The sequence below is a fragment of the Amycolatopsis sp. NPDC048633 genome (genome assembly GCF_040650695.1).
Classification (GTDB): Bacteria; Actinomycetota; Actinomycetes; order Mycobacteriales; family Pseudonocardiaceae; genus Amycolatopsis.
This window is the reverse complement of record NZ_JBEZHS010000007.1, coordinates 265,736-280,465: the sequence shown is the minus strand read 5'-3', so window position 1 is coordinate 280,465 and position 14,730 is coordinate 265,736. Positions and strand designations below refer to the sequence as shown.

Below are 14,730 nucleotides of genomic sequence, written 5' to 3'. Positions count from 1 at the left end.
AAGGAGCGCTGACCCAGGGTCCCCAGCGCCCCAATGTGGCCTTCGGTGCGTTGAACGCACCGAAGGGCCCCTTGGGTGCGTTCAACGCAACCAAGGCCACATTGGGGCGCTGCTAAGCCGGGAGGAGCGTCGCCAGGCGGTCTACCCCCAGGCCGCTCGTCATCAGCCGCTCCTTCGCGTTGCCGAGGAGCCGTTGCGTCCACGGCGTGAAGCCGCCGTCGCCCACTTCCGCCGGCTCGCCGTCGAAGGACGCGTACACCTTGAAGCACAGACCCTCGTAGTAGCCGCCTCGGCCGCCTTCGCGGTCCGGGAACGGGTGTGTGGGTACGTCGGGAACGTCGTCCAGCAAACCTGAGAACCTCGGGTCCAGCACCGTCACCCCGAGCGAGACCGCCGTGGCGCCCAGCGCGCGGCATCCCGCGGTCATGAGCCGCGCGTGCTCGAGCGCCGCCGCCCGCTCGAACTCCAGACCGCCTGTGTCGCGGCCCGCCGTCACCGCGCCGAACAGCGAGAAGTGCGCGAACATCCCGGCGCCGTCGACGCGCTGGGCGCGCACCACCCGCTGGACCGTCGCCAGCCGGACGACCTCCCCGGAGGAGCGCCGGGCCGCCGCTTCCAGCGCCAGGCCGGTCGTGGGATCCGCGGCGACCTCGGTGCCGCGGCCGGTCGGGACGACCCGGTGCTGGGCCAGCCCGGTCACCACCGAATGCGTGCCGAGCGGGGTCAGCGGCGCGAGCGTCACCAGGTCGAATCCCGGAGCCGCGCCCAGCAGCGCGTCCTCGACCCGCCGCAGCAGCGCGAACGGCAGCGGGCTCGCCGGGACGAACCGGTCGTCGCGGTGACGGCGCAGCACGTCGGCCGGGGCCAGCCGCGCCGCCCGCCGCCGCGCGACCTCCAGCTGGACCGTCGTCAGGTCGGCGCCCGGCAACGTGGCCAGCACGTCGGCCGCGGCTCCGCCCGGCCCGGCGAGCACCCGGGGGCCGGGTCCGTCGTCGTGTGCCATCGCCCAGGTGTACCGCCCCGCGACCGCCGGAGCGAGGCGTTTTCCGGCCCGCGCGGGGTGACACGGTCGGGGACCCGGCCAGGCGGTAACCTCACCAGCACTCAATACCCGTGAACCGAGGAGGGCCCGTGTCGGCAGGGCAGATCGCCGCGTTGATCGCCGCAGGAGCATTCGTGGTGCTGGTCGTCCTGCTGGCGATCCCGCTGATCAAGCTCGGCAAGACGCTGGACGCGGCCACCGAGGCGATCGAGCGCACCAACAGCAACACCGACCCGCTGCTGATCGGCGCGAACCAGACGATCACCCACGTCAACACCCAGCTCGAGCGGGTCGACGGGATCACGTCCAACGCCCAGGCGGTCACCGGGAACGTCTCCGCGCTGACGTCGGTGTTCACCGCGACCCTGGGCGGCCCGCTGGTCAAGACCGCGGCGCTGTCCTACGGGCTCAGCAAGGCGATCCGCGCGCGCAAGAAGAAGAGCGCCGCGAAGGCCGCGAAGAAGGCCGGCAAGTGAAGCGGCTGTTCTGGCTCGGCGTCGGCGTCGTCACCGGGGTCGTGCTGTCGCGCAAGGCCGCCGAAACGGCTCGTCAGGCCACTCCCGCGGGGTTAGCATCGAACCTGGGCGAAGCCGTGCGTGAGCTGGCGGGCGCCGTGGGTTCGTTCGGCGCCGAGGTGCGCGCGGGCATGAGTGAGCGGGAGCAGGAGTTGCACGAGATGGTCGAGCAGCGGTCGGGCGTGGTGACGCCGCAGGCCTCGGGCCGGCACGCCGCCGAAGCCCGGCGCCCCGTCCGGCGAGCTCGCCGGGCGGAGGGCTGACCGGTCGCGCCCGCGCGATCGCCGAAGCCGCTCCGCCGCCGTCGTCATCCCGTACCCCGGCACCAGCAACAAGGACCTGACCCGTGGACACACACGAAATCACCGATCGTTTCCTGCGCCATTTCGAGAGCAAGGGCCACACGCGCGTGCCCAGCGCGCCGCTGATCCTCGACGACCCCAACCTGCTGTTCGTCAACGCCGGCATGGTGCAGTTCAAGCCGTACTTCCTCGGTGAGGCGCCGCCGCCGTACCCGCGCGCGACCTCCGTGCAGAAGTGCGTGCGCACGCCGGACATCGACGAGGTCGGCAAGACCACCCGGCACAACACGTTCTTCCAGATGGCCGGCAACTTCTCCTTCGGCGACTACTTCAAAGAAGGCGCCATCGAGAACGCCTGGGAGCTGATCACCAAGCCCCAGAGCGAAGGCGGCTTCGGCCTCGACCCGAACCGGATCTGGGCGACCGTCTACAACGACGACGCCGAGGCGGCCGGCCTGTGGCGCAAGCTCACCGGCCTGCCGGGCGAGCGGATCCAGGAGCGCGACGGCAAGGACAACTACTGGGACATGGGCGTGCCCGGTCCCGGCGGCCCGTGCTCGGAGATCTACTACGACCGCGGCCCGGCGTACGGCCGCGAGGGCGGCCCGGTCGCGGACGAGGACCGCTACATCGAGATCTGGAACCTCGTCTTCATGCAGGACGTCCGCGGCGACCTGAGCCCCAAGCTCGGGCACAAGCCGATCGGCGAGCTGCCGAAGAAGAACATCGACACCGGCATGGGCGTCGAGCGGGTCGCGACGATCCTGCAGGGCGTCGAGAACGTCTACGAGACCGACCTGGTGCGCCCGGTGATCGGCCGCGCGGAGGAGTTCTCCGGCCGCCGCTACGGCTCGAACCACGCCGACGACGTCCGGTTCCGCGTGATCGCCGACCACGCCCGCACCGGCGTCATGCTGATCGGCGACGGCGTCACCCCGGGCAACGACGGCCGCGGCTACGTGCTGCGCCGCCTGCTGCGCCGCATCGTCCGCTCCACGCGCCTGCTCGGCGTGCAGGAGCCGGTGCTGCAGGAGTTCGCGAAGGTCGTGCGCGACACCATGGGCCCGACCTACCCGGAGCTGGTCGGCGGGTTCGACCGGATCAACGAGGTCGTCCGGATCGAGGAGGAGGCCTTCCTCTCGACCCTGACCAGCGGTTCGCGCATCTTCGACCTCGCGGCCGAGGAGACCAAGCGCGGCGGCGGCGACGTGCTGGCCGGCGACAAGGCGTTCCAGCTGCACGACACCTACGGCTTCCCGATCGACCTGACCCTCGAAATGGCGTCCGAACAGGGTCTGAGCGTCGACGAGGACGGCTTCCGCACGCTCATGAACGAGCAGCGCACCCGCGCGAAGGCGGACGCGGCGGCGCGCAAGACCGGCCACGGCGACCTCTCGGAGTACCGGAAGGTCCTGGAGCAGCACGGCGAGACCGAGTTCCTCGGCTACACCGACCTGCAGGCCGAGGCGAAGGTCGTCGCCCTGCTCGAAGACGGGCAGCCGGTCCGCAGCGTCTCCGCGGGCAAGAAGGCGGAGCTGGTCCTCGACCGCACCCCGTTCTACGCCGAGAGCGGTGGCCAGGTCGCCGACACCGGCGTGCTGCTGGGCGACGGCGTCGAACTGAAGGTCCTGGACGTCCAGAAGATCGTCCCGGGGCTGTTCGTGCACCGCGTCGAGGTCGTCGACGGCGAGATCGGCCTGGACTCCAAGGTCACCGGCTCGGTCGACGCCCACCGCCGGCTGTCCATCGAGCGCTCGCACTCCGCGACGCACCTGGTGCACGCGGCCGTCCGCGGCGCGTACGGCAAGCGCGCGGCGCAGGCGGGCTCGCTGAACTCGCCGGGCCGCATGCGGTTCGACTTCACCACGCCCGGCTCGGTGTCGGCGGACGTGCTGACCGAGGTCGAGCAGGAGGTCAACGACTACCTGCAGACCAACGTCGAGGTGCAGAGCTTCACCACGACCAAGGACAAGGCCCTCGAGCTCGGCGCGGTCGCGCTGTTCGGCGAGAAGTACGGCAACGACGTCCGCGTGGTCGACATGGGCGAGTACTCCCGCGAGCTCTGCGGTGGCACGCACGTGGACCGGATCGGCCAGCTCGGCCTGGTCAAGCTGGTCTCGGACGCGTCCATCGGTTCGGGTGTGCACCGCGTCGAGGCGCTGGTCGGCACGGACGCGCTGAAGTACGTCCGCAAGGAGCAGCTGCTGGTCTCCCAGCTGGCGAACACCTTCAAGGTGCCCTCGGACCAGCTGCCCGGCCGCATCGAGGACGTCCTGACCCGGCTGAAGAACGCCGAGAAGGAGATCGCTCAGCTCAAGACCCAGCAGGTGCTGGGGTCGACGGGTGCGCTGGCCGACAAGGCGGTCGACGTCAACGGCGTCTCGGTCGTGGCCGAGGTCGTCCCGGACGTCGACGGCAACGGCCTGCGCGCGCTCGCGTCGGACATCCGCGGCCGGCTCGGCTCGCGGCCCGGCGTGGTGGCGCTCTTCTCCCCGGCCGGCGACAAGCTGAGCTTCGTCGTCGCGACGACGAAGGCGGCGCAGGACAAGGGCATCGCGGCGGGCAAGCTGGTGCCGTCCTTCGCGGAGAAGATCGGCGGCCGCGGCGGCGGCAAGCCCGACATGGCCCAGGGTGGTGGCACGAACCCGGCCGGCGCGGCCGACGCGGTCTCGGCCCTGCGCTCGGCGATCGCCGGCATTGGTTAACCGCGGAAACCGCGGCCCGGATCGGCCTGGTCCCGGCGATCCGGGCCGCGGCCGGCGGCTCGGGGTGGATGTCGGATCCGTCCGGGTCGGGGTCGCCCTGAGCGATCCGGCCCCGGTGCTCGCGTCGCCATTGGTTACCCTCTCCCGCGATGCGACCGACGACAGTGATCTGGACCAGCTGGCCGCCCTCGTCACCGAGCACGAGGTGGTCGAGGTGATCGTGGGGCTGCCGCGCACCCTCGCCAACCGGCAGGGTCCGGCGGCCGAGCTGGCGATCGCGTATTCTGAACGCCTGGCCGGGCGCGTCGCGCCCGTGCCGGTCCGGCTGGGCGACGAGCGGCTGACCACGGTCACCGCATCCCGCATCCTCTCCCAGCGCGGGGTCAAAGGCCGCAAGCAGCGTGCGGTGGTCGACCAGGCCGCCGCCGTCGAGATCCTGCAGGCCTGGATCGACGCCGCTGCTGCGCACCGCGCCCGGGAGGGAGACCGATGAACGACGAGCAGCCACCTGAGCCCCCACGGGGGCGCAGGCGACTCCGTGAGCCGGGGCCGGCCACACCGCCGCCGTCCCGGCCCGCACCACGTCGTGCGGACCCGCACGACCCCCACGCGAGCGGGTACCAGGAGCTGCCGCAGCCTTCGCGGCACAGCGGCTCCCACGAGCTGCCCCAGCCGTCCCGCCGGGCCCGGCCCGAGCCGGGCTACGACCCGCGCCGCGACGCACCGCCGTCCGGCCGCCGTCGCCGTCTCGAGCCGCCGGGCACGCTGCCCCCGGCCGACGACGAGTTCGACCCCCAGGCCCAGCAGGCCGCGCCCGCCCGGGCCGCCCGCGCCCGCCACGGCCTCGACGAGGGTGCCGCCGACGGGGCGGCCCCGCGCCGCCGCCGCGCGGCCCCGGAGCCCGGCGACACCGGCGAACCCCGGCGCCGCCGCGCGGCCCCGGCTCCTGCTCCGGCTCCGGAGGGCGAGGCCCCGCGCCGCCGCCGTCCGGCCCCGGAACCCGAAGCACCCCGTCGCCGGCCGAGCCCCGAAGAGCTCGCCGAAGCCGAAGCGGCGCGCCGTCACCAGGCGATGCTCGACCTGGACGAGGCGGCCGAAGCGCAGGCCGCCCGCCTCCGGGGCGCGGCGGACGACGAAGGCCAGGTCCCGCGCCGCCCCCGTGGCGCTTCGGACGAGGTGGCCGACATGGCCCGCTTCCGGGCCGAGGCCGCCGAGCCGCGGCGGCGCCGGGCGGCACCCGATCCCGAGGACACCGGCGAGGCGCGACGGCGTCGTGCGGCGCTCGATCCCGACGTCGCGTCCGACCCGCGTCGCGGGGCACCGGAACCCCCGCGGGGGCCCGTCCAGCCGGGTGACCGCTCTGTCGGCGTGCCCGAAGCCGGCGTGGAGCCGCCGCGGCGCCGCCGCCCGCCGCCCCCGCCGGTGCGCGAGGAACCGGTGACCGACATCATCCCCGCGCAGGCCCCGGCCCCGGCCGAGCCGGCGCACGAGGAGTCCGGCGAGTTCTTCGCCGAAGACGGCGAGTACGCGGAGTACGACGAGTACGCCGACGACTACGAGGACTACGACGAGGCCGAGTACGAAGACGACTACGAGGACGAGCCGAAGAAGCCGCGCAAGAAGAAAAGCAAGCGTGCCCTCGGCTGGGTCGCCGCGCTCGTGGTGATCGTGCTGCTCGCGGGCGGCGCCTACTACGGCTTCAACAAGGTCTTCGGCTACGACGACTTCGAGGGGACCGGCGACGGGGACGTGCTGTTCCAGGTCGACGACGGCGACTCGACGTCGGCGATCGGCGCGAAGCTCGCCACGGCGGGCGTCGTGGCCAGCGGCAAGGCGTTCGTCAAGGCCGGCGAGGACAACTCGAAGCTGTCGCGCATCCAGCACGGCTTCTACGTGATGAAGTCGCACATGTCCGGGGCCGCGGCGGTCGACCGGATCCTCGCGGCCGGCTCGCGGGTCGGCCAGCTGGAGATCCGGCCGTACACCCAGTTCGACGACATCACCCAGCCCGACGGCAAGGTCACGCCCGGCGTGTACAGCCTGATGGCGAAGGCGTCGTGCGCGCAGATCGACGGCAAGAGCACCTGCGTGAGCGCCGACGACCTGCGCAAGGTGGTCGACGCGGCCGATCTCAAGACGCTCGGCGCGCCGGACTGGGCGATCGAGCCCGCGAACAAGGCCGACCGCAAGGACCGCAGGCTCGAGGGCCTGATCGCGCCGGGCCTCTACGACGTCCGGCCCGGGGCGTCCGCGCAGGAGATCGTCGGTCAGCTGGTGCGCAGCTCGACCGAGGCGATCCAGAACGCCGGGTTGAGCCCGCAGTCGACCGGCCCGGAGATGACGCCGTACCAGACGCTGATCATCGCCTCGATCATCGAGCGCGAGGCCGTGAAGGCCGACTTCGGCAAGCTCTCGCGGGTCATCTACAACCGGCTCGCGATCAACATGCGGCTGCAGATGGACTCCACGGTCAACTACGTCCTGGACCGACCGACCCTGGCGACCAACGACGGCGACCGGGAAAAGGCCGGGGCGTACAACACCTACAAGATCACGGGCCTGACCCCGACCCCGATCTCGGTGCCCAGCGCCGACGCCATCCAGGCGGCGGTGCACCCGGTGGCCGGCGACTGGGTCTACTTCGTCAAGTGCGAGAAGAACGGCCTCTCCTGCTTCGGGGTCACGTTCGACGACCACAAGAAGAACGTCGAGAAGGCCAAGGCGAACGGTGCCTTCTGAGCCCCGGCGGGCCGCGGTCCTGGGCAAGCCGGTGGCACATTCGCTGTCCCCGGTGCTGCACGGCGCCGCGTTCGCCGCGCTCGGCCTGACCGGCTGGACGTACGAGCGGATCGAGACGAGCGCCGAGGAGCTGCCGGGGCTCGTCCGCGGCCTCGGCCCGGAGTGGGCCGGGCTCTCGGTCACCATGCCGGGCAAGCGCGCGGCACTGGACCACGCGGACGAGGTGACGCCGCGCGCGGCCGCGGCCGGCGCGGCCAACACCCTGGTCCGCACCGCGAAGGGCTGGCTCGCGGACTGCACCGACGTCGACGGCGTCACCGGGGCGCTGCGGGCGGCGGGCGGCTACGAGCCGTCGCCCGGGGACACCGGTGTCGTGCTCGGCGCCGGTGGCACCGCGGCCGCGGCCGTCGTCGGGCTCGCCGCGCTGGGCGTGCGGCAGGTGCGCCTGGTCGTCCGGGATCCCGCACGGGCCGAGGAAACCCTCGACGCGGCGAAGCGGGCCGCGCTCGACGTCGACGTGCTTCGCTGGTCCGAGGCGGACTTCACGGCGTTGGGGCGCGCGGCGGTGCTGGTGAACACCGTGCCGCCGGACGCCGTCTTCCCGCACGTGGCCGAGCTCGCGACGGTCGCGCACGTCCTCGACGTCATCTACCACCCGTGGCCGACGCCGCTCGCCGAAGCCGTCGCGGCCCACGGCGGCCTGCTCGCGACCGGGCTGGACATGCTGCTGCACCAGGCGTTCGGGCAGGCCGAGCACTTCACCGGCCTCCCGGCCCCGCGAGCGGCGATGCGCGACGCCCTGCGCGCGGCCACCGGGAACCTGCTGCCGCTGCCGATCAGCTGACCGCCTCTCCGAAAACCGCTGGCCAAGCTCCTCCTCCCTGATATCCTGGCCGACTGCCTTGCGCACGGGCGGTCCCGTGCGCACGTCCCCGGCCACCGGCCGCGCGGGACGTAATTCCTGCTGGAGAGAGGGAGTCATGACCAGCCAAGAAGCGTTGAGCGAGGACGAGATCGAGTCGGGCTGGGTCGGCGAAGCGCCGAAGCTCAACTCCACCGTCACCCTCGTCGACTACGACCCGGAGTGGCCGGAGCTCTTCGAGCGCGAGGCCGAGCGGATCCGGGGTGCGCTGGGGGAGCGGGTGCTCGTCCTCGAGCACGTCGGGTCGACGTCGGTGCCGGGCCTGTGCGCCAAGCCCTGCGTCGACATCCTGCTCGAGGTGCCGGACTCGGCCGACGAGGACGCGTACCTCCCGGCCCTGGAGGCCGCGGGCTACCGGCTCGTGATCCGCGAGCCGGACTGGGAGAAGCACCGCTGCTTCAAGGGCCCGGACACGAACGTCAACCTGCACGTGTACTCGCCGGGCAACGGCCAGACGCCGCGCTACCGGCTCTTCCGCGACCGCCTGCGGTCGCACCCGGAGGAGCTGGCGCTCTACGCGGCGAAGAAGCGTGAGCTGGGTGCGAAGGAGTGGAAGTACATCCAGCAGTACGCCGACGCCAAGACGGAGGTGGTCGAGGCGATCCTCGCCCGCGCGCGGGCCGAGCAGTACGACGGCTACAGCGAGGCCTACGCCGAGCACGCGGAGAAGAGCGTCACCAACGCGCTCTACGACCGGCCGGCGATCGTCGACCTGGCCGGCGACGTCGAAGGCCTGAGCGTGCTCGACGTCGGCTGCGCGGCCGGGCACCTCAGCGCGCTCCTGGCCGAGCGCGGCGCCGGCGTCCTCGGCATCGACTCGAGTGCGGGCATGGTCGCCGTGGCGCGCGAGAAGTTCGGGGACGTCGCCCGCTTCGAGCAGGCCGACGTCTCCCGGCCGCTCGACCTGCCGGACGGCTCGATCGACGTCATCACGGCGTCGCTCGTGCTGCACTACCTGCCGGACTGGGGCCCGATGCTGGCGGAGTTCCGCCGGGTGCTGACGCCGGGCGGGGTGCTGGTGTTCTCGGTGCACCACCCGGGCGAGGACTGGCGCTGGTTCGGGAAGGACGACTACTTCCAGCTCGAACTGCTCGAAGACGACTTCGGCCTCGGCGGGAAACCGCACCCGGTGCGGTTCTACCGGCGCCCGCTGAGCTGGACGTTCCAGGCGGTCCGCGACGCCGGCTTCGCGGTCGACCGGCTGGTCGAGCCGATGCCGGTCCCCGAGGCGGCCGAGGCCGATCCGAAGTGGACGGAGAAGCTGCGGACCACGCCGCGGTTCCTCTACTTCCGGGCGGTCAGTCCTTCTTGGCCAGATCCTGGATGAGGTCGACGATCTCCCGGCTGACCGGGCGGAACACCCGCAGCCGGGAGAGCGCGGCCAGCCGGGCGATCAGCGGGACGCTGCGCTCCACCAGCAGCCGGCTGCGCTTCTGCCCGGCCGAGCGGTCGTGGACCCAGAACAGCACCACACCCATCTGGTAGAGCCAGAGCAGCTCGGGAAGCTGGCCGCGCAGTTCCGGGTCGAGCTTGACGTCGGAGCCGTCGACGACCTCGCGCATGAGGCCGATCGAGGCTTCACGGGCGGCCGAGGAGTCGTCGCTGAACGGGCTCAGCGGCGACTCCGGGTCGGCCGCGTTGACGAAGAACTGCGTGCCGAAGCGCTGGTAGGGCTCGGCGATGTCCAGCCAGCACAGCAGCACGGTCTTCAGGCGAACGGCGAAGGCGGTCTCGCCGCCGATCCGGTCGCGGGCCGCGTCGAGGTGCTGCCGGGCGATCTCGTCGTAGAAGCCCTGGATCAGCTGTTCCTTCGAAGAGAAGTAGTAGTAGGCGTTCCCGACGGAGACGCCCGCCCCGGCGGCGATCGCGCGCATCGTCGTGCGGTCGTAGCCGTTCTCGGTGAACAGCCGCATCGCGGTCGTGACGATCAGGGACCGCGTTTCCTCGCTCTTGGCCACGCGCAGCACGTTAGCGCCGGGCACGTCAGGGCGCGGGGAAGGGCGGGGCCTGCGGCACGCCGGCGTAGGGGAGCGGCGCCGGTCGCGGTGCCTCCTTCGGGGCCAGGTGGTGGCGGCGGATGGCGTTGAAGACCAGCACGTTGGTCAGGTGCATCCCGCCGAGGATCAGCGCGACGGTGCCGACCTTGACCGAGAGCAGCTCGAACACCTCCCGCGCGGTGGGCACCTGGGCGTGGCTGGTCAGGAAGAGCGTCACGAAGCCGAGGCTGACCAGGTAGAAGCCGACGACCAGCAGCTGGTTGACGGCGTTGGCCAGGCCCGGGCTGTCGGCGAAGACCTCGGTGAGGAAGGTGCGGCCGTGCCGGCTCAGCGTCCGGGCCACGAGCACCGTCAGCGGGATGCTGATCAGCAGGTAGAGGGCGTACGCGACGACTATGCGGTCCATGGGGCCTCCTTGTTTTGAACGTGTTCAAGAAGGACGGTAGCCCCGTTTTTGAACGTGTTCAAGAGGGCTGGGTCACGTCGGTTGTTCACCTGTCGCTCACTCGTCCGGGCGGTTCCCGGCATAGGGTGGCCGCCGACTGGGAGGTATCACCGTGAAACGCATCGCCGCAGGGCTGTCGGCCGCCGTGCTCGTCGGGCTCTTCGTGCCCGCCACCGCTTCCGCGGGGTTCGGGGAGAACGTCCGCTTCGCCACCTTCAACGCTTCGCTCAACCGCGCGTCCGCCGGGCAGCTGGTCACCGACCTCTCGACGCCGGGCAACGCCCAGGCGCAGGAGGTCGCCGAGGTCGTCCAGCGCAACCGCGCCGACGTCCAGCTGATCAACGAGTTCGACTACGTGCCGGGCAACCGGGCCGCGGACCTGTTCCGGAAGAACTACCTGGCCGTGGGCCAGCACGGCGCGAAGCCGATCGACTACCCGTACGCCTACACCGCGCCGGTCAACACGGGCGTGCCGACGGGCTTCGACCTCGACCGCGACGGCACGATCGGCCTCGGCAACGACGCCCAGGGCTTCGGCACGTTCGAGGGCCAGTACGGGCTGCTCGTGCTGTCGAAGTACCCGATCGACCTCGCGCACGTCCGGACGTTCCAGAAGTTCCTGTGGAAGGACATGCCGGGCGCGCTGCTCCCGGACGACCCGGCGACGCCGGCCCCGCACGACTGGTACAGCCCCGCGGAGCTGAACGTGCTGCGGCTGTCGTCGAAGTCGCACTGGGACCTGCCGCTGAAGATCGGCCGCTCGACGGTCCACTTCCTGGTCTCCCACCCGACACCGCCGAGCTTCGACGGCCCGGAGGACCGCAACGGCACGCGCAACAACGACGAGATCCGCTTCTGGGCGGACTACGTGACGCCGGGCAAGGGCGGCTACATCCACGACGACCGCGGTCACCGCGGCGGCCTGGGCGCGTCGGAGCGGTTCGTGGTGGCGGGCGACAACAACTCCGACCCCCTCGACGGCGACAGCGTCCCGGGCGCGATCGACCAGCTGCTGGACGCACGCCGGGTGATCGAGACGCACCCGGGCAGCCTCGGCGCGGAGCTGGCGGCCCAGTCCCAGGGCGGCGCGAACGCGGGCCAGAAGAGCGACCCGTTCTACGACACGGGCGACTTCAACGACGTCGCTCCGGGCAACCTGCGCACGGACTACGTGCTGCCGTCGAAGGGCCTGCTGCCGTGGCACGCGGAGGTGTTCTGGCCGGTACCGTCGGACGAGCTGTCCCGGCTGAACGACGCCTCCGACCACCACCTGGTCCGCGTGGACGTCTTCGTCCCGGGGCGGTAGCTCAGTTCGTCACGGTCTTCAGCCAGCTGTGCAACTGTTCGCACAGCTGGCCGAAGACCGGGTTGCCGTCGTGCATCCACTCCGTGTGACCGGCGCCGGTCAGCGTCAGCGCCTCGACCGGACCGCCGTAACGGGCCTCCAGGTCATCGGCCTGCTCCGCCAGGTGCAGCTCGTTGCGATCGCCGTGGGCGAGGAACAGGGGCAGGCGGAGCTCCGCCGCGGCCGGCAGGACTGACCAGCGAAGCAGGGATTCGGCGAGTTCGAAGGAACACACCGTGTCGTCGTAGCCCTCGACGGACTCCAGGGAAGCTGTCACATAGTTCCTGGTCACCTGGTCGAGCGGATAGATCTCGAAGGGGTCCACGTATTCGGCGATACCGGTCAAGGTCCGCCTGAGCCGTTCCGCCCTGATCTTCTCGCGGAACTCGACCAGCCCTTCCGGTCCGCGGTGGGAAAGCTGGAAGCTGACGCCGTCGAAGAGCCCGTTGATGGCCGCTATCGCCGTCAATTCGGGCAGCTCGCGAGCGGCGTCGAGCACCAGGCCCCCGCCCATCGCCCAGCCGGCGAGAAAGACGTTCTCGCTGTCGATGTACTGCGACGTCGACGCGAAGGTGACCGCGTTCCTGATGTCCCGAACTTGTTCTTCGAGGAGTACCCGAAAACGAACGCCCTCACTGTTCCCGAAACCGCGGTAGTCGAATCCGAAGCACGCATAGCCCTGTCGGGTGAACCAGCGGGCGAAACGTTCGGGATGGATCTTGCAGAGACCGGTGAAACCCGAGCAAACGACGAGCAGGGGGAGTTGCCGGCGAGGTTCCGCTCGGTCGTCCGGCAGGTAGAAGGTGCCGTCGATCCGTAGTCCGTCACTGTAGAACCGGTGCGTGGAGGTCCGCATTTCATCCTTCTCCGGGGTGGTTTTCCGCCGCCGGCTCTCCGGCGGTCTTCAGCACGAGGACGAACGTGGAGATCAATCGGGGTTCCACGTCCTCGAACACGTAGTCGAAGAAGCGAGCCCCACGCCAGATGTCGATCCAGCCCTGCCACTTGATCCAGGTCTCCCGGTCGATCCAGTTCTTCTGGTTCAGCTGGTGGGTCTGCTCCAAGGTTTCGAGGGCTGACCGGACGAAGCGATAGCAGCGTTTCTCGGTGGGGTTCATCGCGTGCCAGGCGCCCCAGGTCCGCAGGCTCTGGGCCTGGTCGAGGGTCTTCCGCCGGTCGTCCTCCAGCGGTTCCCAGATGCAGTTGAGCTCCGGATCCAGGTCGGCGCGCAGCAGCAGATTCATGTACTGCTGGGCGAGCAGGTGGTAAAGCTTGTACCGCTGCACCGCCACTTGGTTGCGCACCTGCTGCCGCTGCAGAAGAACCTGATAGCCGATGAAGAAGAGACTGGGTCCCAGCACGCCGACCTGGATGATCTGCAGCACCTCCACGCTATCTCCCCATACTTGGTCGACGGCACGCAAAAATGGTCGAACCCGCCAGGGAAAAGATCAGGTTCGGCGGGGCTGAAACCGGGCATCGGCCAGGTCGCCGAGCCGCCCGAAGCGGAAGAACCCGACTCCTGGTGATCCTGCTCTCCCGGACGTTCGGTGCGAAAGGTGCATACAGGTGTATCGGGCGAAGAATGGGACGGGAAATCGACCTTCGTCGAACTCCGCCAGGACGCCGAGTGGCCGGCAGCCGGTTCATCCCGTCAGCGGTTGCCGGACCGTGCGTGCCACGTCACCCGGCCACGGCCGCCGTCACCTACTACGGTGAGATCATGCGGATCGCGATTCTCGACGACTACCAGGACGTCGCCCTGACCTTCGGTGACTGGGACTCGCTCAAGGCGGACATCACGGTCTTCACCGAGCCCCTCACCGACGTCGTCAAGCAGCTTCAGGGCTTCGAAACGGTCGTCGCGATGCGGGAGCGGACCCGGTTCCCCGCCGAGGTGCTCGATCGGCTGCCCGACCTGAAGCTGCTCGTCAGCACCGGCCCGCGCAACGCGGCCATCGACGTCCCGGCCGCGCGGCGCAACGGCGTCGTCGTCTCCAAGACCGGTTACCTGAAGGAGCCGACCGCCGAGCACACCTGGGCGCTGATCCTCGCCGCGTCGCGGAACCTGCCGCAGGAGTTCCGGTCCATGCGCGAGGGCGGCTGGCAGACGACCGTCGGCACCATGCTGCACGGCAAGACGCTCGGCCTGCTCGGCCTCGGCCGGCTCGGCGCAGGGGCGGCGAAGATCGGGCAGGCCTTCGGCATGGAAACCATCGCCTGGAGCCAGAACCTGACCCAGGAGAAGGCTGATCCGCACGGCGTCACCGCGGTGTCCAAGGCCGAGCTGTTCGCCCGCTCGGACGTGCTGTCGATCCACCTCGTGCTCAGCGGGCGCACCCGCGGCCTGGTCGGGGCGGCCGAGCTCGCCGCGATGAAGCCGTCCGCGTTGCTGGTGAACACCTCGCGCGGCCCGATCGTCGACGAGGCCGCGCTGGTGGACGCCTTGCGGCGCAAGGAGATCCGGACGGCGGCGCTGGATGTCTACGACACCGAGCCGTTCCCGGCCGACCATCCACTGAGGACGATGGACAACGCCGTCCTGACGCCGCACCTCGGGTTCGTCGCCCGGGAGACCTACGAGATCTTCTACGGCGACGCCGTCGAGGACATCGCGGCGTTCCAGGCGGGGGAACCGATCCGGCTGATGGAGTGAAGCGTGCGGCCCGCCGGGGCCCGAGGTCCCCGCACCGGCCCGGCGGCGGGCCCGCACGAGAA

14 protein-coding genes are annotated in these 14,730 nt (G+C 70.9%); 9 read left to right on the top strand and 5 right to left on the bottom strand.

What is annotated here, in order from left to right:
* Nucleotides 1-112: 112 nt before the first annotated feature.
* Nucleotides 113-1,003, bottom strand: a complete 891-nt coding sequence (locus AB0C38_RS16925; RefSeq protein WP_360673401.1) for a hypothetical protein — start codon at nt 1,001-1,003, stop codon at nt 113-115.
* 128 nt (nt 1,004-1,131) lie between these two features.
* Here AB0C38_RS16925 and AB0C38_RS16920 point away from each other — a divergent pair, with 128 nt between their 5' ends.
* From AB0C38_RS16920 to AB0C38_RS16890, 7 genes are all read left to right on the top strand, one after another.
* Nucleotides 1,132-1,518: a DUF948 domain-containing protein gene (locus AB0C38_RS16920; protein ID WP_284745343.1), complete on the top strand. Its 387-nt coding sequence runs from the start codon at nt 1,132-1,134 to the stop codon at nt 1,516-1,518.
* A complete protein-coding gene (locus AB0C38_RS16915) occupies nt 1,515-1,820 on the top strand; it encodes a hypothetical protein (RefSeq protein ID WP_360673397.1) in 306 nt (101 codons plus the stop codon). The genes AB0C38_RS16920 and AB0C38_RS16915 overlap by 4 nt, the downstream gene beginning before the upstream one ends.
* Before the next feature lie 83 nt (nt 1,821-1,903).
* The gene (alaS, locus tag AB0C38_RS16910; RefSeq protein ID WP_360673394.1) at nt 1,904-4,564 is read left to right on the top strand and encodes an alanine--tRNA ligase; all 2,661 of its coding nucleotides are present in this window, start codon (nt 1,904-1,906) and stop codon (nt 4,562-4,564) included.
* 64 nt (nt 4,565-4,628) lie between these two features.
* Nucleotides 4,629-5,057: a Holliday junction resolvase RuvX gene (gene ruvX, locus AB0C38_RS16905; protein WP_230862612.1), complete on the top strand. Its 429-nt coding sequence runs from the start codon at nt 4,629-4,631 to the stop codon at nt 5,055-5,057.
* Nucleotides 5,054-7,303, top strand: coding sequence for an endolytic transglycosylase MltG (gene mltG / locus AB0C38_RS16900; protein WP_360673391.1), 2,250 nt, complete (start codon nt 5,054-5,056; stop codon nt 7,301-7,303). Before ruvX ends, mltG begins: the two co-directional genes overlap by 4 nt.
* Nucleotides 7,293-8,147: a shikimate dehydrogenase gene (locus AB0C38_RS16895; protein ID WP_360673388.1), complete on the top strand. Its 855-nt coding sequence runs from the start codon at nt 7,293-7,295 to the stop codon at nt 8,145-8,147. Before mltG ends, AB0C38_RS16895 begins: the two co-directional genes overlap by 11 nt.
* Nucleotides 8,148-8,283: 136 nt before the next feature.
* Complete coding sequence (locus AB0C38_RS16890; RefSeq protein WP_360673385.1) at nt 8,284-9,552, top strand: GrpB family protein; 1,269 nt, start codon at nt 8,284-8,286, stop codon at nt 9,550-9,552.
* On the opposite strand, the gene AB0C38_RS16885 is transcribed toward AB0C38_RS16890, so the two are convergent.
* Both AB0C38_RS16885 and AB0C38_RS16880 read right to left on the bottom strand, forming a co-directional pair.
* On the bottom strand, nt 9,524-10,183 hold the full coding sequence (locus tag AB0C38_RS16885; protein WP_360673383.1) for a TetR family transcriptional regulator: 660 nt from the start codon (nt 10,181-10,183) through the stop codon (nt 9,524-9,526). The genes AB0C38_RS16890 and AB0C38_RS16885 overlap by 29 nt on opposite strands.
* Nucleotides 10,184-10,208: 25 nt before the next feature.
* Entirely contained in the window at nt 10,209-10,628 is a 420-nt protein-coding gene (locus AB0C38_RS16880) for a hypothetical protein (RefSeq protein ID WP_360673380.1), read from the bottom strand.
* Nucleotides 10,629-10,779: 151 nt separating this feature from the next.
* Here AB0C38_RS16880 and AB0C38_RS16875 point away from each other — a divergent pair, with 151 nt between their 5' ends.
* Nucleotides 10,780-11,973, top strand: a complete 1,194-nt coding sequence (locus tag AB0C38_RS16875) for an endonuclease/exonuclease/phosphatase family protein (RefSeq protein WP_360673377.1) — start codon at nt 10,780-10,782, stop codon at nt 11,971-11,973.
* Between the two features lies 1 nt (nt 11,974).
* Here the strand turns inward: AB0C38_RS16875 and AB0C38_RS16870 are convergent, their stop codons facing one another.
* Together AB0C38_RS16870 and AB0C38_RS16865 are read right to left on the bottom strand one after the other, a co-directional pair.
* On the bottom strand, nt 11,975-12,868 hold the full coding sequence (locus AB0C38_RS16870; RefSeq protein WP_360673374.1) for an alpha/beta fold hydrolase: 894 nt from the start codon (nt 12,866-12,868) through the stop codon (nt 11,975-11,977).
* Between the two features lies 1 nt (nt 12,869).
* The gene (locus AB0C38_RS16865) at nt 12,870-13,403 is read right to left on the bottom strand and encodes a hypothetical protein (RefSeq protein WP_360673371.1); all 534 of its coding nucleotides are present in this window, start codon (nt 13,401-13,403) and stop codon (nt 12,870-12,872) included.
* Nucleotides 13,404-13,735: 332 nt separating this feature from the next.
* Between AB0C38_RS16865 and AB0C38_RS16860 the strand changes: the two genes are divergently transcribed.
* A complete protein-coding gene (locus tag AB0C38_RS16860) occupies nt 13,736-14,668 on the top strand; it encodes a D-2-hydroxyacid dehydrogenase family protein (protein WP_360673368.1) in 933 nt (310 codons plus the stop codon).
* Nucleotides 14,669-14,730 lie beyond the last annotated feature (62 nt).